Origin of the sequence: Arthrobacter sp. Alg241-R88, from assembly GCF_900537115.1 — a bacterium.
Lineage (GTDB): Bacteria > Actinomycetota > Actinomycetes > Actinomycetales > Micrococcaceae > Arthrobacter.
Window position 1 is genome coordinate 229,695 of record NZ_UNRG01000006.1, and the last position, 21,931, is coordinate 251,625.

At 64.2% G+C, this 21,931-nt stretch carries 27 protein-coding genes; 16 read left to right on the forward strand and 11 right to left on the reverse strand.

Annotated elements, in window-relative coordinates:
* Nucleotides 1-41: 41 nt before the first annotated feature.
* From G6R19_RS14645 to G6R19_RS14660, 4 genes are all read left to right on the forward strand, one after another.
* Nucleotides 42-851 carry a GAF and ANTAR domain-containing protein gene (locus G6R19_RS14645; protein WP_163166187.1) on the forward strand — a complete coding sequence of 270 codons (810 nt, stop codon included), beginning with the start codon at nucleotides 42-44 and terminating at the stop codon, nucleotides 849-851.
* A gap of 165 nt (nucleotides 852-1,016) precedes the next feature.
* Complete coding sequence (locus G6R19_RS14650) at nucleotides 1,017-1,274, forward strand: hypothetical protein (RefSeq protein WP_163166189.1); 258 nt, start codon at nucleotides 1,017-1,019, stop codon at nucleotides 1,272-1,274.
* A gap of 2 nt (nucleotides 1,275-1,276) precedes the next feature.
* Complete coding sequence (locus tag G6R19_RS14655; RefSeq protein WP_163166191.1) at nucleotides 1,277-1,708, forward strand: hypothetical protein; 432 nt, start codon at nucleotides 1,277-1,279, stop codon at nucleotides 1,706-1,708.
* A 220-nt stretch (nucleotides 1,709-1,928) separates the two neighbouring features.
* Nucleotides 1,929-2,660: a GAF and ANTAR domain-containing protein gene (locus tag G6R19_RS14660; RefSeq protein ID WP_163166193.1), complete on the forward strand. Its 732-nt coding sequence runs from the start codon at nucleotides 1,929-1,931 to the stop codon at nucleotides 2,658-2,660.
* A 34-nt stretch (nucleotides 2,661-2,694) separates the two neighbouring features.
* Here G6R19_RS14660 and G6R19_RS14665 read toward each other — a convergent pair whose 3' ends face one another.
* Complete coding sequence (locus G6R19_RS14665; protein WP_163166195.1) at nucleotides 2,695-3,420, reverse strand: Type 1 glutamine amidotransferase-like domain-containing protein; 726 nt, start codon at nucleotides 3,418-3,420, stop codon at nucleotides 2,695-2,697.
* Between the two features lie 98 nt (nucleotides 3,421-3,518).
* Here G6R19_RS14665 and G6R19_RS14670 point away from each other — a divergent pair, with 98 nt between their 5' ends.
* Together G6R19_RS14670 and G6R19_RS14675 are read left to right on the forward strand one after the other, a co-directional pair.
* The gene (locus G6R19_RS14670) at nucleotides 3,519-3,851 is read left to right on the forward strand and encodes a metalloregulator ArsR/SmtB family transcription factor (protein ID WP_163166197.1); all 333 of its coding nucleotides are present in this window, start codon (nucleotides 3,519-3,521) and stop codon (nucleotides 3,849-3,851) included.
* A gap of 15 nt (nucleotides 3,852-3,866) precedes the next feature.
* Complete coding sequence (locus G6R19_RS14675; RefSeq protein WP_163166199.1) at nucleotides 3,867-4,364, forward strand: SRPBCC domain-containing protein; 498 nt, start codon at nucleotides 3,867-3,869, stop codon at nucleotides 4,362-4,364.
* A 63-nt stretch (nucleotides 4,365-4,427) separates the two neighbouring features.
* Here the strand turns inward: G6R19_RS14675 and G6R19_RS14680 are convergent, their stop codons facing one another.
* Nucleotides 4,428-4,952 (reverse strand): PaaI family thioesterase, encoded by a 525-nt coding sequence (locus tag G6R19_RS14680; RefSeq protein WP_163166201.1) that lies wholly within the window; start codon nucleotides 4,950-4,952, stop codon nucleotides 4,428-4,430.
* Between the two features lie 138 nt (nucleotides 4,953-5,090).
* Between G6R19_RS14680 and G6R19_RS14685 the strand changes: the two genes are divergently transcribed.
* A complete protein-coding gene (locus tag G6R19_RS14685) occupies nucleotides 5,091-5,696 on the forward strand; it encodes a DUF1992 domain-containing protein (RefSeq protein WP_163166203.1) in 606 nt (201 codons plus the stop codon).
* On the opposite strand, the gene G6R19_RS14690 is transcribed toward G6R19_RS14685, so the two are convergent.
* Both G6R19_RS14690 and G6R19_RS14695 read right to left on the reverse strand, forming a co-directional pair.
* The gene (locus G6R19_RS14690; protein ID WP_163166205.1) at nucleotides 5,697-6,323 is read right to left on the reverse strand and encodes a GNAT family N-acetyltransferase; all 627 of its coding nucleotides are present in this window, start codon (nucleotides 6,321-6,323) and stop codon (nucleotides 5,697-5,699) included.
* Nucleotides 6,324-6,412: 89 nt separating this feature from the next.
* Entirely contained in the window at nucleotides 6,413-8,590 is a 2,178-nt protein-coding gene (locus G6R19_RS14695; protein WP_163166207.1) for a transglycosylase domain-containing protein, read from the reverse strand.
* Nucleotides 8,591-8,770: 180 nt separating this feature from the next.
* Between G6R19_RS14695 and G6R19_RS14700 the strand changes: the two genes are divergently transcribed.
* The gene (locus G6R19_RS14700; RefSeq protein ID WP_163166209.1) at nucleotides 8,771-9,397 is read left to right on the forward strand and encodes a PadR family transcriptional regulator; all 627 of its coding nucleotides are present in this window, start codon (nucleotides 8,771-8,773) and stop codon (nucleotides 9,395-9,397) included.
* Here G6R19_RS14700 and G6R19_RS14705 read toward each other — a convergent pair.
* Together G6R19_RS14705 and G6R19_RS14710 are read right to left on the reverse strand one after the other, a co-directional pair.
* Nucleotides 9,376-10,677: an ammonium transporter gene (locus G6R19_RS14705; RefSeq protein ID WP_163166211.1), complete on the reverse strand. Its 1,302-nt coding sequence runs from the start codon at nucleotides 10,675-10,677 to the stop codon at nucleotides 9,376-9,378. The two genes, G6R19_RS14700 and G6R19_RS14705, sit on opposite strands and share 22 nt — an antisense overlap.
* 449 nt (nucleotides 10,678-11,126) lie before the next feature.
* Nucleotides 11,127-11,921 (reverse strand): carbon-nitrogen hydrolase family protein, encoded by a 795-nt coding sequence (locus tag G6R19_RS14710; RefSeq protein WP_163166213.1) that lies wholly within the window; start codon nucleotides 11,919-11,921, stop codon nucleotides 11,127-11,129.
* A 31-nt stretch (nucleotides 11,922-11,952) separates the two neighbouring features.
* Between G6R19_RS14710 and G6R19_RS14715 the strand changes: the two genes are divergently transcribed.
* Complete coding sequence (locus G6R19_RS14715; protein WP_163166215.1) at nucleotides 11,953-12,609, forward strand: GntR family transcriptional regulator; 657 nt, start codon at nucleotides 11,953-11,955, stop codon at nucleotides 12,607-12,609.
* A gap of 73 nt (nucleotides 12,610-12,682) precedes the next feature.
* Here G6R19_RS14715 and G6R19_RS14720 read toward each other — a convergent pair whose 3' ends face one another.
* Nucleotides 12,683-14,068: an MFS transporter gene (locus G6R19_RS14720; RefSeq protein WP_163166356.1), complete on the reverse strand. Its 1,386-nt coding sequence runs from the start codon at nucleotides 14,066-14,068 to the stop codon at nucleotides 12,683-12,685.
* A 148-nt stretch (nucleotides 14,069-14,216) separates the two neighbouring features.
* Between G6R19_RS14720 and G6R19_RS14725 the strand changes: the two genes are divergently transcribed.
* Nucleotides 14,217-14,903 (forward strand): DUF2848 domain-containing protein, encoded by a 687-nt coding sequence (locus tag G6R19_RS14725; protein WP_163166217.1) that lies wholly within the window; start codon nucleotides 14,217-14,219, stop codon nucleotides 14,901-14,903.
* 28 nt (nucleotides 14,904-14,931) lie between these two features.
* Here G6R19_RS14725 and G6R19_RS14730 read toward each other — a convergent pair whose 3' ends face one another.
* The gene (locus G6R19_RS14730) at nucleotides 14,932-15,168 is read right to left on the reverse strand and encodes a DUF2630 family protein (protein ID WP_163166219.1); all 237 of its coding nucleotides are present in this window, start codon (nucleotides 15,166-15,168) and stop codon (nucleotides 14,932-14,934) included.
* A gap of 56 nt (nucleotides 15,169-15,224) precedes the next feature.
* Here G6R19_RS14730 and G6R19_RS14735 point away from each other — a divergent pair, with 56 nt between their 5' ends.
* Nucleotides 15,225-15,623 (forward strand): DUF3592 domain-containing protein, encoded by a 399-nt coding sequence (locus G6R19_RS14735; protein WP_163166221.1) that lies wholly within the window; start codon nucleotides 15,225-15,227, stop codon nucleotides 15,621-15,623.
* Between the two features lie 20 nt (nucleotides 15,624-15,643).
* On the opposite strand, the gene G6R19_RS14740 is transcribed toward G6R19_RS14735, so the two are convergent.
* From G6R19_RS14740 to G6R19_RS14750, 3 genes are all read right to left on the reverse strand, one after another.
* Complete coding sequence (locus G6R19_RS14740; RefSeq protein ID WP_240341901.1) at nucleotides 15,644-15,898, reverse strand: hypothetical protein; 255 nt, start codon at nucleotides 15,896-15,898, stop codon at nucleotides 15,644-15,646.
* 81 nt (nucleotides 15,899-15,979) lie between these two features.
* Nucleotides 15,980-16,384 carry a DUF202 domain-containing protein gene (locus G6R19_RS14745; protein ID WP_163166225.1) on the reverse strand — a complete coding sequence of 135 codons (405 nt, stop codon included), beginning with the start codon at nucleotides 16,382-16,384 and terminating at the stop codon, nucleotides 15,980-15,982.
* Between the two features lie 96 nt (nucleotides 16,385-16,480).
* A complete protein-coding gene (locus tag G6R19_RS14750) occupies nucleotides 16,481-16,840 on the reverse strand; it encodes a YnfA family protein (RefSeq protein ID WP_163166227.1) in 360 nt (119 codons plus the stop codon).
* A gap of 54 nt (nucleotides 16,841-16,894) precedes the next feature.
* Here G6R19_RS14750 and G6R19_RS14755 point away from each other — a divergent pair, with 54 nt between their 5' ends.
* The 5 genes from G6R19_RS14755 (at nucleotide 16,895) to G6R19_RS14775 (ending at nucleotide 21,833) form a co-directional block, all read left to right on the forward strand.
* Nucleotides 16,895-17,929, forward strand: a complete 1,035-nt coding sequence (locus G6R19_RS14755) for an LLM class flavin-dependent oxidoreductase (protein ID WP_163166229.1) — start codon at nucleotides 16,895-16,897, stop codon at nucleotides 17,927-17,929.
* A gap of 224 nt (nucleotides 17,930-18,153) precedes the next feature.
* Complete coding sequence (locus tag G6R19_RS14760) at nucleotides 18,154-19,251, forward strand: ferredoxin reductase (protein ID WP_163166231.1); 1,098 nt, start codon at nucleotides 18,154-18,156, stop codon at nucleotides 19,249-19,251.
* A gap of 13 nt (nucleotides 19,252-19,264) precedes the next feature.
* Nucleotides 19,265-20,449, forward strand: coding sequence for an acyl-CoA desaturase (locus tag G6R19_RS14765; RefSeq protein WP_163166233.1), 1,185 nt, complete (start codon nucleotides 19,265-19,267; stop codon nucleotides 20,447-20,449).
* A 256-nt stretch (nucleotides 20,450-20,705) separates the two neighbouring features.
* A complete protein-coding gene (locus G6R19_RS14770) occupies nucleotides 20,706-20,903 on the forward strand; it encodes a hypothetical protein (RefSeq protein ID WP_163166235.1) in 198 nt (65 codons plus the stop codon).
* Between the two features lie 93 nt (nucleotides 20,904-20,996).
* Complete coding sequence (locus tag G6R19_RS14775) at nucleotides 20,997-21,833, forward strand: alpha/beta hydrolase (protein ID WP_163166237.1); 837 nt, start codon at nucleotides 20,997-20,999, stop codon at nucleotides 21,831-21,833.
* The last annotated feature ends 98 nt before the right edge of the window (nucleotides 21,834-21,931 follow it).

Genomic DNA, 21,931 nt, shown 5'->3' on the forward strand with positions numbered 1-21,931 from the left:
CGAAAACTGAATGCGGTTGTAGCCCAACTTCAGGAAGTGCCATGGACGCTGTGCCCGAAACTGCAGATTCTTTGCCCGACACTGCAGAATCCTTCCCTCGCGTTGCAGACGCCTTAGTCAATGCCGCAACTGAGGACGGGATCGTTTCCCGCCTGCAGGATCTGGTCCTGCAAACGGCTGACCCCCAGGACTTCTTCAAGGAATTCGCCGTCTTTTCGGCGTCCATGCTGGCCCCGGCCGGGGGCGACGTCCATTGCAATGTCACCGTGGTGCGGCGGAAAAGGCCCGTCACAGTGGCTTCCAGTACAACGCGGGCGCGAATCTTGGATGAGCTGCAATATGGCCACGGCGACGGTCCGTGTCTTTTGGCGATGCGGACTGGAAAAACCGTCTACGTCGGCGACGTCACGAACGAGCGCCGTTGGCCGGAATACGCCCGTGCGGTGGCTGTCCAGGGTGTCCGCTCAATTCTTGGCGTTCCCCTGCAGCTCGAGGGCGATTCCACTGCTGCCCTGAACATCTACTCCTCAGCGGTCCAGGGATTTTCCGCGGCGGACATCGTACGGGCTGAATTGTTCTGCGAGCAGTCCTCCAAAACGCTCCGGCTTGAATTGCGCATGGCCCAGTTGAAGGACGCGAAGGAGGACCTGGAGGCGGCAATGAAGTCCAGGACGGCGATCGACATCGCCGTCGGGGTCATCATGGCGCAAAACCGCTGCAGCCAGAGCGCAGCCATGGCAATCCTGAGGACGGCCTCCAACAGCCGCAATATCAAGCTGCGGGACGTGGCCGCAGGTGTCATCGAATCTGTCTCACCTGAATCGGAATTGCACACACACTTCGACGAATAGCGACGGGTGCGGGACTGCTGGACAGCAGGGCGCCGAGTGCGTAGATTCTAAGTGGCGGGCGTCACGTTATCGGGACGCTTCCCCTCCGGGTCAAGTGCAGGGCCATCAGGAGGAGCCGCTGTAGCAACACGGCGGACAGATGCACACCAGCGAAAGAGAGCCATCATGGCTGCCTCGCATTTCTCAACCTTTCTTGCCGAAGCCACAGTTCCCGAATTCGATACGGACTGTCCTATGTCCGCGGACTGCCTTTACGGCCTGTACGTCAGCTGGTGCCTCCTTCACGGCCTGGAAGCGAAACCGGACGTTACGTTCCGCACCGCAATGCACCGGGCCGGCGTCGATGTTCATGACAGCAGGCTCCGGATGGTTGGTCCGGCAGCTGCCGACTACATTCTGTCCAGCTACCCCGCTGCGGCCTGACCATGTCGATCCATCCCGAGGGTCCCAACAACGGCGTCAGGGGGGAGCAGGCTGAGGACTATCCCCTCATCTGCACCAAGTGCGGCTCGGACCGCCACTTGGCCCTGCACTCCATCGCGGCGCTCACCCCTCCTGCCAGCGGTTCCGTGGAAGTGGGTTACTCCTGCAGGACGTGCAGGAACCATTACCTCCACCGGGCGGGCGTTGTTGCTGTTGCCGCGGTCCTGAACCGGGTCCGGAGCCCGGAGGACGTGCTCGCTTTGGGTGGGCACTACATCCACTGCGGGCAGCCCATGCAGAAGACGGGCTCGGAACTCCGCCGCCTTTATGCGCCTGCAACTACGGACCAGGACCTGGTAGACGCCTTGGATGTATACCTCACAACGCAGGTATTGCACTGTCCATGCGGTTTCCAGATGGAGCTCCCCGAATAGGCATCAAGCTTCTAACCGCCGGATGCGAGCGTCGACGGCAGCCCAGTCGCCGGGCTTGTGGTCCTTGCGTACCGCATAATCCCGGCGCGCCAGGGTAAGGAGGAACCGTCCACCAGGCTTCTTCGGCTTCTTTGGAGCCGGAGGCCCGGCACTGCAACACAACGTTCCCCAGTCCAGTCCCATCGACCCCCGCCCGGACGGATGAGAATAGGATAGGCCCATGTCGAATTCATCAGGGAGCGAACCTGCAGAGCTGCTCCAGAGCATTCTGGTGGGCACGGAAGATGCAACTGAATTTCTCTCCGGGCTCTCAAAGCTGGCGGCTGCGGCGGTTTCGGAGGCGGCCGGTGACGAGATCGAATGCGCAGTCACCGTCAAGCTGAGGCGCAAGCCCTCTACTGCCGCGGGGAGCAGCGAACGCGCGATCGAGCTGGATGAGCTGGAGCAGGCAGTGGGCGACGGTCCCTGCATCAAGGCGCTCAGGGACATGTCCCCGGTGATAATCGATGACGTCGCGTCGGATCAGAGGTGGCCGGAGCTGAGCCGGAAATTTGCCGAGGCGGGCGTCTACAGTTCCCTGGGAGTGCCCCTGGAGATCAGCGAAGGAGCCAGCGCCGCACTGAACTTTTTCGCATCAAAGCCCGGCGTCTTCACACCGAATGTCTACGACAAGGCTCTCGGCTTTGCTGCGGCCGCCCACAGCACGCTGCAGCTGTCGGTCCGCATCAAATCGGCAGAACACCGGGCCGAGGACCTCGAGGCGGCCATGGAAAGCCGGACCGCCATCAATTTGGCCTGCGGTGTAATCATGGCGCAGAACAGGTGCTCGCAGTCGGAGGCAATGGAAATCCTGACCAAGGTCTCCAGCAACCGCAACCGGAAGCTGCGCGACGTCGCCACCGAACTGATCGAACAGTTGTCCGGCACCAGTATCCATACGCACTTCGAGTAGTAGGCCCAGTCCCCTCAGCCCTGTGGTACTGGTTTCAGTTGCCCGCCGAGCGGACGGAAACGCTGCACCCTGTGCCCGTGCTGCGGACATCCCAGCAGTTGCCGCGGCCGATCATTTCGTATTCCACGTCGCCGGCACCGGGCAGGAGAATTGCGGTGTTTTCGTCCACCGCCACTGCCCTGTCCACGAGGCCCGCGGCCACGGCACCCACGGCCCTGCTGAGGGTGCCGGCCTGGGCGGCGTGGACGTCCACGGAGAAGGGAACGAGCCCCAGTCCGTCGCGTACATCCACCTCGTCGAGGTCCTCGGAGCACTCCTCGCCGCATACCTCGACGCCCCCGATCCGGTAGCCGCCGATAATGCCCCTGCGGGGCGCAACCATGGCGCCGGCGGAAAACCCAAGGTAGGGGGCGCCGTCGGCCACTCTTGCCGCAATGGCACCCGCGCAGCCCCGAAGCCCTTCGAGGTATGCCGGGGTCAGCCCGCCGCCCACCACCACTGCGTCAGCGTCATCGAAAGCCGCCGGATCCGCCGGGCTGCCCGCATGGAGCAGGACCGGTACCACCTCGCAGGAGGTCAGGGATTGAAGCGGCCCGGCGTAATCCTGCAGCACACTTTCAGGGTTGCCGCCACGGTGGTGCACCACAACGGCGATCCGGCGCAGCTGGCCGCGGCGCCCGGGGATGTCCTTAGCGAAGCGCGCAAACACGTCGGGAAAGGAATGGTAGTCCGGTCCGGCACCGGCCAGGAAAATGCCCATGGGCTACAAGATACAGCGCGGGACGAAGCTTGCCGGGCGGAAACAGGCATTCCACGAAGCATTGACACCCGTGTCAAGCGGGACTATCGTACAACCAAATGGTTGTAGATCAGCTCCGTGAAACCGAACTTGACCGCCTCTTCCAGGCGTTCGCCGATTCCACACGGCGGGATATCGTCCGCCGGGTGACGGTCGGAGAATACACCGTCTCCGGCCTCGCGGGCCTTTACGCCATGAGTTTCGCCGCCGTCCAAAAGCATGTTGCGGTGTTGGAGCGCGCCTCCCTGGTCACCAAGGAAAAGCGCGGAAGGGAGCAGATCGTGCGGGGTAACCATGAAGGGCTGCAGAAAGCCCGCCGGCTGCTCGATGAGTACGAGGCGATTTGGCAGCAGCGCGTAGGCCGGATCGCTGACATTCTGGCCGAAGGATAAGGAAAGGTTTCTGCAATGCCGGTAATCAGTTCCACCAAGAATCTTGAAGCGCTGAGCTTCACGCTGATCGCAGAATTCGATGCGGACATCCAACGGGTCTGGCAGATCTGGGAAGACCCGCGCCAGCTGGAACGCTGGTGGGGTCCGCCTACCTGGCCGGCCACCTTCGAGGAGTTCGACTTCCGCGCAGAAGGGAAGGCCAGCTATTACATGAGCGGTCCCGAGGGTGAAAAGGCCCGCGGCTGGTGGCGCTTCACCACCATCGATGGCCCCAAGAGGCTTGCCTTCGACGACGGATTTGCCGATGACAACGGCCAGCCAGTGGATGCCCTGGGAACCACCCACGCCACCGTTAACCTGGAGGGCGTTGGCGACCGCACCAGGATGACGATCGTCTCCTCCTTCGAGTCGGAGGAGCAGATGGAGCAGATGGTCCAGATGGGTATGGAGGAAGGCATGCGGGAGGCCGTCGGACAGATCGACGCCCTCCTTTCCGAACACGCCAAGGCCTGAGCAGCTAACCCGGCCCACAACCCAAGAGAGCGGACGACGGCGGGACCTCCCGCCGTCGTCCGCTTAGGGCGTTCCTGGTGCGGCGCCCGCGGCGATGACGAGGAGCGAGCTCGTGGCGGTGGCCAGCAGCTCGCCGGCCGGGCCAAGAATGCGACCCTCGGCAAAGATGACGCGCTGCCCTTGCTTGACCACTGCTCCCTCGGCCCGAAGGATCCCGTGGTGGGCCGTGATGGGGCGAAGATAGCTGACGGAAAGGTCAATGGAGGTGTAGCCGAACCCTGCCGCCAAAGTACTGTGGGCGGCGCACCCGACCACCGTATCCAGGAGCGTGCACGCCAGGCCGCCGTGCACCACGCCCAGAGGGTTGTAATGCGCTTCAGCGGGCCGGCATTCAAACTCCACCCGCCCGGACTCCACTGCCACAAGGGCCAGGTTCATCAGTGCTGCCATGGGCGGCCGCGGAATGGCCCCGTCGCGCATTCCGGAGAGGAATTCCAGCCCGGACATCCGCGGGAGGTGTGCCAGCCCCACCCGGGGGTCCATCCAGCGAAAGGTTTCCGCCCGCTCTGCTGATCCGCTGGAATCCATGGACGTGCTCCTCTTTGATCGGCCGGCCTGAACAGCTTAAACCTCTCGCCCGAAGTGATCCACGGCTGGCGTTGAAGCCGACGAAAAGCTTCTGAATACTGGAAGGAAGGATCATTCCGACGTGAGGCGGTGGCAGCGATGGGCAGCGGTGCGGAGGACTTCCGGAAGCGACTGGAGCGGGCCGCGGAAGTCCGGTCCTACCGGGGAGCCGGCATCAGCGCCGAGGAGGAGGCGGCGCTTGACGCCCTCGATGCCCAGGAGCGGGAGAAGCGCCGGAAGGTGAGTGATGCTGCCAGGGCGGAGTATCTGGTCCGGGATGCCATGGCGCAAGGAAAGTTCGACAACCTCAAGTACGCGGGCAAACCGATTCCGGGGTTGGGGGAGTCCTATGATCCTGACTGGTGGGTCAAGGGCCTCATTCAGCGGGAAAACATCAGCGGCCTCGGTCCCGCGGCCATCCTGCTCCGCACCGAGGACACCGAGCTGGAGGCCAAGCTCGATGCCCAGTACACAGAGCAGCAGGTCCGCGACATCCTGCAGGATTTCAACCGCCGGGTCATCGACGCGCGGCGCCAGCTTCAGGGCGGGCCGCCGGTCATCACCAAGACCCGGGACGTGGAGGAGGAAGTGCGGCGGTGGCGCGAACGCCGGGCAGCCTCGCAGGTTCCCCAGGCTGAGGCGGAGCCGGAAGCGCCCCGCTCGTGGTGGCGGCGGCTGTGGAAAGGTTCGGGCCCGGCCTACTGATCAGGCGGGCGGACGACGCCGGTGCTGCCCGCCGTCGTCCGCCTGGATTTTGGCGGGTGCTTTGCTTTGATGGGGTGCTTTCGCCTCGAAAAGCTCGCAGAGTGCGTTGTAGTACTTGTCGGTCTGGCCCAGGTGCGTCATGCCGATCCTTACGCAGACCCGCTGGGAAGCGGTGTTGGCCGGGGCCGTGACTGCCACAACTTTGTCCAGCCCGCTGTCCAATGCGTAGGCAAGGACCGCGGCTGCCGCCTCTGTTGCGTAGCCGTTTCCCCAATGATCGGGATGGAAATGCCACCCAATCTCGGTATCACCGGAAGGCTGCAGGGGCAGTGTTCCGCTGGACGCCGGGATGGATTTCAGGAGCATGGTCCCCGCCAGGGTCGCCCGCGTAGCTGGTTCCTTCAGCTCCACTGCCCAGATGTCGTGGACGGGGTGGGCCATGTCCTGCTGGCCGATGCTCCGCCAGATGCGGATGCGCTCCTCGGCTTCGGCACGGTCCCGCATCACCTGTGGATGGTTGCCGATGAAGCGCTGTACCTCCCACCGCGAGTAGAGATCCAGCACAAAGTCGGCGTCCTCCGGCTCCCACTGGCGGAGAACCAGCCGTTCGGTTTCGAGCCTCTTCACCCGCCAATCCTGCCAGAGACTCCCGGTTTGCAGTCAGTGGCCCGCAGTCAGCTGCCCGCAGTCAGCGGCTCCCAGCCGGCGGCCCTGAGTCAGCTTTTCGGGGTGGGCGGAGGCGTGGGGCTCGACATGGACGGCGGAGGCCCCGGGAACGGCGCGGCGGGATACAGCGGTGCCACATTCACCATGTAGTTGGCCCACTGCGGCCCGGCGATCATAAAACCATCCAGCCGGGGATAGAACGTGCCGTTGATCGTGACGTTTTGCCCTGGGCGCTTCTGGCCTTCCAACGCGTCCCCAAAGAAGGAAGCCGTGGCCAGTCCGGTGGTGTAACCCACCACCCAGGTGGCCCCGTTGTTGTTGGAGGTTCCGGTCTTTGCCGCCACGGGAACCTTGTCCTGGACCTTGGGGTTGATCCAAACCCCGGAGCCCACCTTCATCACGTCCTGCAGCACGGAGTTCACGCCACGGGCCACGTCCGGCTTCACTGCATCCCGGCAATCGACGGTCTGGGCCGGAAGTTTCCCGCCGGCGGCGTCAGTTACGTCCAGCAGGGCGATGGGTGTGCAGTACTTTCCGTCATTGGCGAAGGTGGCAAAGGCATTGGCCATATGGAGCGGTGCCACATTGGTTGCACCCAGGAGGTTGCCCAGCTGGTGCATGTTGATGGGGGAACCGTCGTGGCCGCTGTGCAGGCCCACAGCGTCCACCATCTTCTGGATGCCGCAGAAGTCCAGCTGTGTGGCGGAAGCGAAGGTAGCGGTATTGATGGAGTTGTAGAGGCCGTAGTTGATGGGCATCTTCCGGTAGAAACCCTCCTCGGCGTTCTGGAGGTCATCTGCCGCGCCCAGTTCGGGGTTGTTCTGGGCTGTGCTGTAGGCGCCCAGCACCTTTCCGCAACTGGAACGCCAGGGGAAACCCAGGGGGTAGACGCGCTTCGAGGCATCGATCTCGGCGTTCAGCGGCTTGCCCTCATTCAGCCACTGGGCGAAGGTAAACGGCTTCATGGTGGATCCGGTCTGGAAGCCGCCCGCCCCGTTCAGGTCATTGCCCTGCGGGTCCTTTGCATCCACGTTGAAGTTCAGTTGGGTATCGAACTTGCCTGGCTCGGCCAGGAACACCGTGTTCTGCGCCATCGAAAGAATCTTTCCGCTGCCGGGCTGGACGGATACCAGGGCTGCTCCCCACCGGTCCGGATTGGGCCCGGCCGTACCGTCCACCTGTGACTGGGCTGCGGCCTGGAGCCTGCTGTCCAGGGTTGTGGTGATGGTGAGGCCGCCCCGGTAGAGCTTCCTCTCCCGTTCCTTCAGGGTGGGCCCATACGCGGGGTTGTTCAGGATGAGGTGCGAGATGTAGTCGCAGAAATACGGTGCCATGGTGGCATTCGCACAACCCTGCCGTTCCGGGCTGATCTTCAGCTCGATGGGGGTGGCTACCGCCTGGTCATGCTCTTCCTGGGTGATCATCTCCTGCCGCAGCATCTCGCCGAGCACCTGGTCGCGGCGGACGACAGACTTGTCCGGGTTAAGCGCGGGGTTGTAGAACGTGGGGCTGTTTACCAGCCCGGCCAGCAGCGCGGACTGGGGAAGGGTAAGGTCCTTGGCGGTGCTGCTGAAGAAGTAGCGGGCGGCCGCCTCGATCCCGTAGGCGTCGCTGTTGAAGAACACAATGTTCAGGTATCCCTCAAGGATCTGCTCCTTGGTGAACTTCTTCTCCAGGGCAACAGCCAGTTTCATTTCCCGCAGCTTGTCCCCGATGTCCTTTTGGCCGCTCAGGATCACCTCATCCGGCCGCTCCTGCGAGAGCCTCGCCTCGTTGATCACGTTGGTGACGTACTGCTGGGTGATGGTGGATGCCCCCTGCTGGTCACCCTTCGTCAGGTTTGCCACCACGGCGCGGAGGATGCCTTGGGGATCGAGGCCGGCATGTTCATAGAACCTGCTGTCCTCAATGGCGATGACGGCGTCCTTGATGTAGGGCGACATCTGGTCCAACGGGATCCTGACCCGGTTCTCCGCATAGAACGTTGCGATGGGCTGGCCATCCGAGGTGAGGACTTTGGTGGATTGCGACGGCGGCTGGACCGTCAGCTCCTCCGGCAGGCTTTCGAAAAATCCGATGGAAGTGGTGACGCCGTAGCCTGCCGCCGCAACGGACGGCACCACCAGGCTGGCGGCGAGCACCCCACACATTGCGCTCGCCGCGAGGAATCCGAAAATGCTTCCCAGAATGGAACCGCGACCACGCCGTCGCTTCTTTTTATTCGCCATTTTTCAGCCCTCGAGCTTGAAGAGTGCCACCAGACTACGCCGCTGCCGAGGCTGTGAACCAGACGTGGAAGATCATATTTTGGTCAATTCTTTTATTGACTCAGCGATAGTTAACGACATATCGTTAACTATCGCCGAAAACGGCAGTGAAGACTAACAGGACGAAAGGACGATGCCACGATGAAGGGCATTTCTCATGACGAATTTTCAGGCCCCCACTTGGATCGGGGCCGGTTTGAACGCGGCCGCGGCAGGCGTGGACCGCACGGGCACCGGGGCGGTGGCTTTGGCCCCGGGTTCGGAGCCGGATTCGGCGGCGGTTTTGGACCAGGTTTTGGACCAGGTTTTGGGCCGGGGTTTGGGCGCGGACCGCGAAGGGCAAGCCGGGGTGACGTCCGCTCGGCCATCCTCTCGCTCCTGGCGGAAGCGCCCTCAAATGGTTACGGACTGATCAAGACGATTGCCGAAAAGACCGGAGGGGCCTGGCGGCCGAGCCCGGGTTCCATCTATCCCACACTGCAGCAGCTCGTGGACGAGGAACTTATTACCGCGCTGAGCGAAGGCCGCGGAACGGAATTCACCCTCACGGATGCCGGAAGGGCATGGGTGGCAGAGCATGCAGAGGAGATGGAAGCTGCGTGGAACTCCGGGCCGGACAACCCGGACCGGGATTTCCACCAGAGCATCGGGAAGCTGATGGGCGTAATTCACCAGTTCCGCACCGGTGTCACTGAAGAGCAGCGGGCAGCAGCCATTGAGAAGCTGGACGAGACCCGCCGGGCCCTCTACAAGATCCTGGCTGACTGACCGGCAGGGACGGAGGACTGCGCCATGACGTGGCCCGCCGGGTTGAACGCGGCTCCCAGCTCCCCGAACGCGTAAGCGCTCTCAGCGTGCTCGGACAGATCAACTCCTGCAGTCTCTGCCTCGCGGCTGACCCGGAACCCGATTGTTTTGTTGATGGCCCGGCCAATAACCAGGGTCCCGACCCCGGACAGCAGCAGCGTGATCACCACAGCCACGGACTGGGCTACGAGCTGCTGGAAGCCGCCACCGTAGAAGAGTCCGCCGCCCAGCCCGTCTACCGGAAGGGCGATGAAACCGAGTGCCAGTGTTCCGATGAGTCCTGCGCCCAGGTGGACCCCCACCACATCGAGGGAATCATCCAGCCCGAACAGGTATTTGAGGTCCACGAAGACGGCGCAGGCTGCCCCGGCCACCAGGCCCAGGCCGATAGCGGCCACTGGGCTGATGTTGGCGCAGGACGGCGTGATGGCCACCAACCCGGCCACCACGCCTGACGCTGCTCCCAGTGAGGTGGGGTGGCCGTGGCGGATCTTTTCGGTGACCAGCCAGCTGAGCATCGCAGCTGCGGGAGTCACCAGGGTGTTGACCCAGATCAGGCCGGCCTGTTCGGCAGTCGTCGCCGCCCCGCCATTGAAGCCAAACCAGCCAAACCACAGGATGGCAGCACCCAGCATTATGAACGGGACGTTGTGCGGGCGGTGGTTGGGATCCTTGGCGAAACCGTGGCGCTGGCCCACAATCAGGGCCAGGACCAGGGCGGCCGTCCCGGAGCTGATCTCCACCACGGCGCCGCCGGCAAAGTCGATGACCTGCCCAAAAATCGCGGTGATGGCTCCATCGGCGCTCATCAGGCCGCCGCCCCAGATCATGTAGGCGAGCGGGCAGTAGACCACGGTGACCCAGACAGGAACGAACACTGCCCAGGCGCCAAACTTGGCGCGGTCGGCGATGGCACCGCTGATCAGGGCCACCGTGATGATGGCGAAGGTGGCGCTGTACCCGGCCTTGATCAGGTCCGGGGAACCCATCAGGTTCTGCAGCCCGAAGCTGGCGAAGGGATTGCCGAAGATGCCCAGCACGCCGTCGCCGGTTGTCATGGAGTAGCCCCAGAGAACCCACACCACCCCGACGATGCCGGCGGAGATGCAACTCATCATGATCATGTTCAGGGCTGCTTTGGCGCGCGTCATGCCACCGTAGAAGAGGCCGAGCCCGGGCGTCATCAGCAATACCATCGCGGCTGAAATCATCAGCCAGACATGTTGGGCAGTGATCTCCACCTGCGGGTCCCTTCGCGTTGCGCCTCGAAGCGGGGCGCTCTTGCCGGCCCTCGCATTTCCCCCGCCCTCCATCTTTGGGGTGGTGTGTTTCGGGGAACGCGCCTGAAAGTTGCGCTGGCGTTACAGAAAGGGCGGCTGTGTGAAGTCCCCGTGTCGAAAATGTTGCGACCGTGTAAACGGCGGCCATCGGCGGGGAACCAGAGGGTATGGATGCCCGCTGGATTGCTTGGTGCGCGGGCGGCGGGGTCAGGAGCGAAGGTGAGAAGCCGCCGTCGCGCGCCCAGCCCGCAGGTTACAAGGCCGTAAACGCAGGTTCACCGCATGCGTGGGCTGAATTTCCCACCCAAGGAAAACGACGACGGCGTGCCGCACGGAAGATGCGGCATGCCGTCGTCGTTTGCTGGCAAAGCCGGGGAGACTTACCAGGCCATCGCCACTTCCAAGGTGGATCAGAATTGGTGGGCGTTAGCCAGTACCGGAAGCTTGGTGCGCACCTCGTCCACGATCGACGGATCGATATCGACGACGGCGAGTTCCGGCTTTCCGCCCAGAGCGGCTACTGCTGAGCCCAGGGGAGTGATGACAGCGCTGTGGCCGATGCCCGTGGGGGCGGTTCCCGCCGGTCCAGCGCCGATGGTCTCGGGGTCGCCCTGGCCGCAGGCCACTACGAAGGTGGTGCTGTCCAGTGCGCGTGCCCGCACCAGCAGGTCCCACTGCTCTGCCTTGCCTTCGCCGGCGCCCCATGAGGCGCAGACGATGTTGACCCGGGCACCGGCGCGGGCGTTGGCCGTGAACAGGGCGGGGAACCGGACGTCGTAACAGGTGGCCAGGCCGAACACGGTGCCGTTGATCTCGAAGGTCACCGGGCTGGTTCCCGGGTCCACGGTCCTGGATTCCTGGAAGCCGAAAGCGTCGAAGAGGTGCACCTTGTCATAGGACGTGTCCACGCCGGGGCCGGTGACCAGCAGGGTGTTGCGGACCCTGCCGTCCTTCCCGGGAGTGAACATTCCGGCTACGATCGCAATGTCCAGTTCCTTGGACAGGGCACGGACATTTTCCGCCCACGGTCCGTCCAAGGGTTCTGCGACGTCCGTCAGTGAGTTCCCGAACGCGCGCATGGCAGCTTCGGGGAATACCACCAGCTCCGCGCCGGCAGCTTTGGCTTGGGTGGCGTAGTCCCGGATCAGCTCCAGGTTGGCGGCAGGGTCCGCGCTGCTGATGATTTGGGCGACTGCTAGACGCATGGATAGCTCCAATCTGTTGTATACATAATGTATGGGAAAAACGGCGGGTACGGCTGCGTCCGGACGGGAAAAGGCGTATGTCCACCTGCGTGAAAACGTCCTGATCGACCCCGAACTCCAGGGCCGCTTCCTGAACGAACAGGAGCTTGCCGCCGAAATTGGAGTCTCCCGCACGCCCGTCCGTGAAGCCCTTTTGCTCCTGGTCTCGGATGGGCTGGTGGAGCTGATTCCGCAACGCGGGGCGTACGTTCCGCCCGTCACCGGCCGGGAAATCTCCGAACTGATGGAACTCCGCGGTGTCCTCGAGACCCACGCAGCCCGGCTGGTGATCGCCGAGAACCGCGTGCCTGCCGCGCTGATGCAAGAGACCCTGGACCTCCAGGCCCGGATCCCGGACACCAGCGAAACTGATGATGCCCGGGAGTTCATCCGCCTGGACACCCTCTTCCATCAGCAGCTCATTGACGCGGCCGGCAACGAACTGATTTCCCGGACCTACAGCAAGCTTCACGTGCGGCAGATCCTGGTGGGGGTTGCCGCCCTGTTCCGGATGGGCGGCCGGCGCCAGGACGTCTGCGCCGAACATCAGGGGATCCTTGACGCATTGGTGTCCGGAGATGCCGACCAGGCGCAGAAGGCGATCGACGAGCATCTGGCTGTCACGCGGGATATCCTGCTCCGGACCTGACGCAGTTTTGTCCACGCGGCGCGGGCTGCAAGGCATTTGTGAACACGCCACGTGGACAAAACTTTTCCCTCGGTCAGCGGGATTCGCCCACACCCGACGCCCGGGTTGCGTTGCTGGCTCCTTCCAGGAGGAGCCGGTAGTCCTGGTCCTCCACAGTGTCGTTGTCGCGGCCCATGGCGAGCCCCACTACGGTCACGACGGCGGCAACGGCCACGTAGATGGCCACCGGAACCCAGGTGCCGAACTGCGAGAGCAGCACGGTGAACATCAGCGGGGCGATGGCGCCGCCGATCACGCCGGCGAACGTGTACGCCAGGGAACTTCCGGTGGAACGAAGCCGGGGGGAGAACTGCTCCACAATGAAGGCCGCCTGCGGACCGTACATAAAGGAGTGCGCCATGAGGCCCAGGACAATGCCGATGATCAGCATCGGCTGGTTGTTGCCGCCGAGAATGGCGAAGAAGATAAACGTCCAGACGGCGCCCACCACCGCACCCACCCCGTAGACCAGGCGGCGGTTGAACCTGTCGGACACGGCGCCGGCCAGCGGGATCATAAAGAGCTGGAAGGCGGAGCCGATCAGGACTGCGGTGAGTACTTGGTTGCGCTCGTAGCCCAGCGACTGGATGCCGTAGGTGAGTGTAAACACCGTGAACAGCGCGTACAGCACGTCAGGTCCCACGCGGGAGAGGATGGCGGCGATCAGTGGGCGCAGTTCATGGCTGAACACCTCGCGGATGGGGGCATGGGGCTGTTCGCCGTGGGCCGCGATCGCCTTGAAGACAGGAGTGTCTTCCAGCCGGAGGCGGATCCACAGGCCGAACGCGACCAGCAGTGCCGACACAAGGAAGGCGATACGCCAGCCGAAGCTGAGGAACTGTTCCTCCGTCAGCATCAGGGTCAGGACCGCCAGGGCACCGTTGGCGAGCAGGTTGCCTGCGGGCGGGCCCACCTGGGCGGCGGAGGCCCAGAAACCCCGGCGGTGCGGATCGCCATACTCGCTGGAAAGCAGGACGGCACCGCCCCACTCGCCGCCGACGCCCACGCCCTGCGCGAACCGCAGGAGCACCAGGATGATGGGAGCGGCGATGCCGATGCTGTCGTAGCCCGGAAGAACACCAATCAGCACCGTGGCCACGCCAATGATCATCAGCGTAGTCACCAGCACCTTCTTGCGGCCGATGCGGTCACCCAGGCGGCCGAAGATGATCCCGCCCACCGGGCGGGAAACGTAGCCCACCGCGTAGGTGGAGAACGCCAAAATGGTGCCCGTCAGGGGATCGCTTGCGGGAAAGAAGACGAGGGGAAAGACGACGGCGGCGGCCGCTGAGTAGACGGCGAAGTCGTACCACTCAAGGGCCGTCCCGGTGAGGCTGGCGGCAAAGGCCTTGTATAGACCCTTGGGATGAATCGGCGGGTGCGGCGCCGCACCGTGTGCCGGAACGGGAGAGTTGCTCATGATGTCCTCCACTGGAGTGCTCAAAGGTGACGCCTGTCACGCTGGCGTGTAATGTATACATTACGCATACTGGATGTACATTGGCGACCCTTTCCGGTTTCCGGTTTGTTAATTTTTCCTGCAGCACCACGAAAAGGACGGATCCACCATGACGGTTCTCAGCTTTGAACTTCCCGACGGCAGCACCAGGGACGTGGAGGTCAAGCACCTTCTCAATGCCGGCTATGCGGGACGCGAGCAGGATGAAGTCCAGGCGCACATTGCCGAACTGGCGGAGCTTGGCGTTCCGGGGCCCACCACCACTCCGGCCCTCTACCCGGTGTCGCCCTACCTGGCGCAGCAGGTGTCCGAAGTGCGCGTGCAGCACGGAAGGACGTCCGGAGAAGCGGAGTGGGCGCTGGTGATCGCGGACGACGGCGTCCTGCTGACGGTGGCCTGCGACCACACGGACCGGGAGCTCGAAGTCCATGGCGTGGCCTGGAGCAAGAACGCTAGCCCGGACGTCCTGGGCCGGAAGGCATGGCGGCTTGACGATGTGCGTGACCACTTGGACAAGATCACGCTGAAGGGCTGGGTGGGGGAGGGGGAGACCCCGGACACCCTCATCCAGGACAGCACGCTGGAGGCGCTGCTGACGCCGGACTACTGGCTGGAGGTGCTGGCCGAGCGCGGCCTGAACCAGCCCGGCACCGTGCTCATCTCCGGCACCGTGGCCATGACAGGCGGCGTGAACCAGTTCGCCCGCAGCTGGAAAGTCGAAATGGCGGACCCCGTCACCGGGCTGTCCGTGGATGCCCAGTACGTGGTGGAGCAGATGCCGGAACCCATCGGCTGAAAACGCGGCCCGGCTGCGAAGTAGGGGGCTACTGCTTGTAGCCTTCTACTTCGCTGACGGGACGGGCTTCGGCTTCGTTGGGGTTTTCGCCTGACTCCGCTTTGGCCCTGCGCTGGCGCAGCAGGTCCCAGCACTGGTCAAGGCGTTCTTCCACCTGCCTCAGCCTGTCCCGGTCCGGCGCCTGGCCGTCTGCGGATCCCTCGCGGAGTGTGTGCTCCTCCTCCACCAAGGCCTGAATGCGGCTCAAAAGATCCTCGTTGTTCATGTCTGCCCCTTTCGCCGGAAACGATTCCCTCAGGGTACGCCTGTACCATCAGAATCATGCCCACTGTGCTTGATATGGCAGGTCCAATCCTGGAAATGCTCACTTGGTTGTGCCTGCCCGCCGGGCTGGGATTGCTCTTCTACACCGGCTTCCTGCGCCGCTTCGTGCATCCGTGGGCGGTGGCCGAAGCCGTGGTGTATTCGGACAGCAGCGGCGTGGGCTTCCGCTGGTTCGACCGGAAGTACCAGGTGCACCATGCGCCCATGTCGCCCCATGACATCAAGGACCTGGCCGTGGGCGATACCCTTCCCATCTACTACCACCCCAAGCGGCCCACCCAGTGGCAGATGGCGGCTCCGGAAGAGGCTGGAAAAACGGCAGCGGTGCTTGGCCGTTGCCTTACCGGGATCGGCGCCGTGGCGCTGCTCGCGGGGTTTGTCCTGCCGATGTTCTAGGGCCGGATCAGCGGGTTCGCTCAGCCGGCGAGGACGACGCCGATGCCGAGGCCGCCCAACGACACCCCCGCACAGGCCGTCCACAGCACGGCGGTGATGTCGGCGTCGACATTTTCCCTTGCAATGCCGCGGGAGCTGGCGCCGTAGCGGCGGCGCTGCGTGAAGTAGATGGCGGCAGCCGCCCCGGCCGAGACGGCGAACAGCAGCAGGATGGGCAGCCCGTGGGCAGGAAGCCAGCGCAGGAAGATCGCGCTGACCGTGACCAGTGCCATCATCGTCCTGCCCCAGGCGAGCGTGGTGCGCTCCGGCTGAAGGCCCGGATCGCCGTGGCCGCCCGCGGGGTGCGTGACCACTGCTCAGCGCCAGAGAATAAAGATCAGCACGACGGCGGCCGCCAGCGCCCCTGCCCCGGCAAGCAGCGGGACAATCAGCGGCAGCGGCAGCGGGGCTTTGCTGCGCATGCTTCGTTCCACCCGCAGCCACCGCACCGCGGCGCCCGCGCTCAGCAGCATACCCAGCAGGAGCAGCACCACGGCCAAGCCCTTTCGGACGGGCTCCAGGAAAAGGTCCGCGGTGAAAGCCTCGATGGCAATGCCGCCGGCGAGGAGCGCCAGGGATGTACGGATCCAGGCAAGGAAGGTGCGTTCGTTCGCCAGGGTGAACCGCGGGTCCGGTTCCTCCCCGCCGGGCAGCAGCCGCTCGGCAATTTTCCCGCGCGACGGCGGAATGTTGGCGCTGGCGGGCTGCTCGCTGTTGGTCACGCTGCCAGTTTAGCCAGCGGGGTTGCCCCGGCCGACTGCGGTGCGGATCGGCAGCCGGTTAGTCCTGGGGCGCTCCCAGAGCAGGCCGAACTGGAATCAGCCTGCGTTCCGGGGCGCGAACATAATAACCGCCACCCCCAACAGGCAGATGAGGGATCCAGCCACGTCCCAGCGGTCCGGGCGGAAGCCGTCAAAGATCATGCCCCAGGCCAGCGATCCCGCGACGAACACCCCGCCGTAGGCTGCCAGGATCCGGCCGAAGTGGGCGTCCGGCTGTAGCGTTGCCACAAAACCGTAGAGGCCCAGGGCTATCACGCCCAGGCCGGCCCACCACCAGTCCTTGCCTTCGCGGACCGACTGCCATACCAGCCAGGCACCGCCGATTTCAGCGGCAGCTGCAATTGTGAACAGCACAACTGTTTTGGCAATGGTCGCAGCTTCTTCAGAAATACCCACCCGGCCATCATGCCAGCCGGGAATGCCTGCCGCCCCGCTGCAGTTGGGGCAGGTATGGAGCGCATCGGATTCCTATCTTTCGGCCATTGGGGCCCCGGCCACGGTTCCCGCACCCGGACTGCCGGGGACGCCCTCCTCCAGGCCATTGACCTTGCAGTCGCCGCCGAGGAACTGGGGGTCAACGGGGCATTCTTCCGCGTCCACCATTTCGCCCGGCAGCAGGCCTCGCCGTTTCCACTGTTGTCTGCCATTGGTGCACGGACGAGCCGGATCGACATCGGCACCGGCGTGATCGACATGCGGTACGAGAACCCCTTGTATATGGCAGAGGAAGCCGCCGCGGCCGATCTCATCAGCGGCGGCCGGCTCCAGCTGGGGATCAGCCGCGGTTCGCCGGAGCCGGCGCGGGAAGGGGCGGCTGCGTTCGGTTACCGCCCGCAGCCGGGCGAGACTGACGCGGACATGGCGCGCCGCCACACAGCCCTGTTCCGGAAGGCCATCAGCGGTGCTGGAGTGGTGGAAGCGGATCCCCGCTATGCCGGCGGTGCCATCGGACTCCTGCCCGTCCAGCCGCAGTCACCAGGCCTGGCCGAGCGCATCTGGTGGGGAGCCGGCAGCAGGAAGACAGCCGTCTGGGCCGCGGAACTGGGCATGAACCTGATGAGTTCCACCCTGCTGACAGAGGACACCGGCGTGCCCTTCCACGAACTTCAGGCGGAGCAGATCCAGTTGTTCAAGGACGCCTGGGCCGCAGCCGGGCACCAGCACCCACCCCGTATTTCGGTCAGCCGCAGCGTGCTTCCCATCGTGGATGAAGAGGACAGCCGCTACTTTGCGGGCAGTGCCCTGCGCGACAGTCGGGACCAGGTGGGCGTTATTGACGGACTGACCGCCCGGTTCGGGAAAAGCTATGTGGGCGCCCCGGACTTCCTGGCCGAAGAACTCGCTGCGGACGCAGCCGTACAGGCCGCAGACACACTGCTGCTCACGGTTCCCAACCAGCTCGGCGTCGAGTTCAATGCCAAGCTCCTTGGGAACGTCACCCGGTATCTAGCGCCGGCATTAGGGTGGCGGCCGGCGTCCTCTTGACCAGCCGTGATGCCTCCGGTCATAAAAGAATTTTGTCGGCGGAAGCAGGGCCCTGACGATACACTAAGCATGCTTACTGAAAAACGGGGAACCTTCTGCAGGCCGCAGCCGTTACTCTTATAGTGCGGCTTTGGGGGCTTAGCGCCGTTACTACAGCGTGACTGCGGAACGGTCATATGACGGAGAGAGAGAAATATGGCCCGCGCCCTTTTAGGCTTTAACGCATGATCCGGCTACGTCAGCTGGCCCAGGCGGCCTCAGTCCTCACAACGCCCTTGGCCCCGGAGGACATCCTCGCGTTGTTCAATCCGGTCTACTCGGCGCGGCAGCTTCGTGGTGTGGTCACCCGCGTAGTGCAGGAGACGGCACAGTCCGCAACAATCTTTTTCCGGCCCGGCCGCGGTTGGCACTCCCACCTGGCGGGCCAATGGGCGCGCATCGGCGTCGAACTCGATGGCGTCCGCCACTGGCGGTCCTACTCCCTAAGCGCCCCAGCCGGCAAGGATCCCGCCATCACTGTCACCGACGTCGGTGCAGTCTCCGGAACCCTCGTGCGCACCACCAAACCCGGTGACGTCCTGTTCCTGGCACCTCCGCAGGGTGACTTCGTGCTCCCGGAGCACCCCCGGCCCCTGCTGATGGTGACCGCGGGCAGCGGCATCACTCCGGTGATGTCCATGATCCGCACCCTTGTTCCACGGCGTCCGGATGCCGACGTCGTCCTGGTCCACTCAGCGCGCACCCCAGGTGACAGCCTCTTCCGCGAGGAACTTGCCGAGCTCGCCGACCAGTTCCCCAATTTCCGCCTCGCACACTGGTTCACCGGCGAGCAAGGCCGAATGGACCTCACCAACACCAAGCAGCTGGACGAGATCTGCCCGGACTGGAAGGACCGCGCCGCCTACGCCTGCGGGCCGGACAGCTTCCTGGACGACGCCGAGGCCCTGTGGAAGCGCGCAGCGCTGACCACCGCCGCCCCCGGCTCGGACGTCGCGGTGGCCGGCAGTGCCGGCAACCTCATGATCGAGCGCTTCAACACCACCTTCGAAGGCGGCGTCGGGCACGACGGCGGCCTGGTCACCTTTGAAGCTTCGGACCGTGAGGTGGAAGCCGACGGCGACACCCCCATCCTGGACGTCGGCGAGGACGCCGGGGTGCTGATGCCCAGCGGTTGCCGCATGGGCATCTGCCACAGCTGCCTCACCCCGCTCCTGTCAGGGCAGGTCCGGGACCTCCGAACCGGGGAAGTCCATGGCGAACCCGGCCAACTGATCCAAACGTGTGTCTCGGCAGCCGCCGGACCCGTCAACCTCGAAATCTGAGGAGCACAACGGTATGACTGTAATTTCACCCAGCAAGGCCACACCCACCAGCGGCAGCTCCACCGGAGGGTCAAGGACGCGCCCCGGAAAGCTGGCAGAATCCGGCAGCCCCACGGTCCGGCCGCCAGCCGCAGCCCACCTGACCGATGAACAGGTGGCCGAGCTCGGACGCGAACTCGACGCGATCCGCGACGAAGTGCTGGCCAAGCGCGGGGCGGAAGACGCCGCCTACATCCGCCGGATGATCAAGATCCAGCGCGGCCTGGAGATTTCCGGCCGCGCCGCCCTGCTGGTCAGCAAGAACAAGGCCGCCTGGGTTACGGGCACCACCTTGTTGAGCCTGGCCAAGATCCTCGAAAACATGGAGCTGGGCCACAACATCCTGCACGGCCAGTGGGACTGGATGCGGGACCCGGACATCCACTCCACCACCTGGGAGTGGGACTTCGTCACGCCGTCGCGCTCCTGGCAGCACACCCACAACGACCTGCACCACCGCTGGACCAACGTGGTGGGCAAGGACAACGACGTCGGATACAACCTCCTGCGTATGGACGAGAACCAGCCGTGGAAGCCCATCAACCTGGCGAACCCGCTGTTCAACGCCATCCTGGCTCCCGTCTTCGAATGGGGCATCGCCATCTACGACCTCGAGCTGACCGAGTACAAGGAAGGCACGAAGTCCAAGGAAGCGCTGCTCAAGGACCTCAAAGCACTGGGCAAGAAGGTCGTTACGCAGTTCACGAAGGACTACGCCGCCACGCCCGCCGTCGCGATGCTCACCGGCTCCGGCAAGCAGGCCCTTTATGGCACGCTGGCTGCCAACGCGGTGCGCAACGTGTGGGCGCACGCCGTTATCTTCTGCGGCCACTTCCCCGAAGGCACTGACACCTTCACCGAGGAAATGGTGGAGGGCGAAACCCGCGGTGACTGGTACGTCCGCCAGATGATCGGGTCCGCCAACATCTCCGGTTCCAAGTTCATGCACCTGATGACCGGTAACCTGTCGCACCAGATCGAGCACCACCTCTTCCCGGACCTGCCGTCCAACCGGTACGCCGAAGTGGCACCGAGGGTCCGTGAGATCTGCCAGCGTTACGGCCTGAAATACACCACCGGTCCGCTGCTCAAGCAGGTCGGCTCCTCCTGGGCCAAGGTCTTCAAGCTGGCCCTTCCGGGCAAGGCTGCCAGCGCCTGATCAAAAGCACTGCCTGTTCAATACACAGAAGGCACCTCCGGTACCGGGATATGTTTCGGGACCGGGGGTGCCTTTTTGTCTCCGCCCCCGGACGCTCTCTCACTTAACGCCGGTTTTCCTGCGACGCTCTCCCACTTAACGCGGGTTTTCCGGCCACGCTCTCCCACTTACCGCGGGTTTTCCCTAATCGCTCTCTCACTTTTGCCGGCCGACGCGCATAATTGAACCCACAGCCGCCACGGCCTATGGAGGAATCATGCGGATTCTCGGAGCTCTTGTTGTCATCTGGCTGATCATTGGTGGTGTGGCAGCCTGGCAGCGCGGCTACTTCGGCTCCGCGCCGGGGAACTGTGCGCAAGCCGGGACCATAGCTATCACCATCGTCGCCGGCCCGCTGAACTATATGGGTGCCAATCCCCAGATATCCTGCGAGCTTCCGCAGCCCTCCCAGTAGCGTGGAGCACGGCGGACCACCCTAGAGTAGGAATTGCGCGGGCAAAGCAAGTCCCGCCCGCATCGATCCCACAGTCTCGAAAGGACCGCCGCGATGGCTTTCATCACCGTTGGAACTGAAAACAGCACTGACATCGAGCTTTACTACGAGGACCATGGGTCGGGCCAGCCGGTGGTGCTGATCCACGGCTATCCCCTGGACGGCGCCTCCTGGGAGAAGCAGACTGCCGCGCTGCTGGCTGCAGGTTACCGGGTGATCACCTATGACCGCCGCGGCTTCGGGAAGTCGAGCAAGACCACTGAGGGATATGACTACGACACGTTCGCTGCCGATCTCAACACCATTTTGACAACTTTAGACCTCAGCGACGCGGTGCTGGTCGGCTTCTCCATGGGTACCGGCGAAGTGGCCCGCTACCTGAGCACCTACGGCTCGGCACGGGTGGCGAGGGCGGCGTTCCTCGGCTCCCTCGAACCTTTCCTGCTGAAGACCGACGACAATCCGGACGGTGTCCCGCAGGAGGTCTTCGACGGGTTGCATCAGGCTGTCACGGCAGACAGGTACGCGTTCTTCACCGAATTTTTCAAGAACTTCTACAACACCGACACCTTCCTTGGCACGCCCCGCCTCAGTCAGGAGGCAGTCAATGCCAGCTGGAACACGGCCTCCGGCGCAGGGGCTACTGCTTCCGTTGCGGCGCAGGCCACCTGGCTCACCGACTTCCGGCAGGACATCCCCAAGATTGACGTTCCCGCGCTGATCCTCCACGGCACCGCGGACAACATCCTTCCCATCGACTCCACCGGACGACTGTTCGCCAAGGCCCTGCCCAGCGCGGAGTATGTGGAGATCGAGGGCGCCCCGCATGGCCTGCTGCTGACCCACGCCGCGGAGGTCAATGAAGCGCTGCTGCGCTTCCTCGCCCAGTAGTTTCGCCTTATGCCGGAACCTTCGGCGACGGAGGGAATCCCCCGTCGCCGAAGGTGATGGTGCGTTGGGGTTTTGCGTGCGGGAGGTGATGGAGCGTT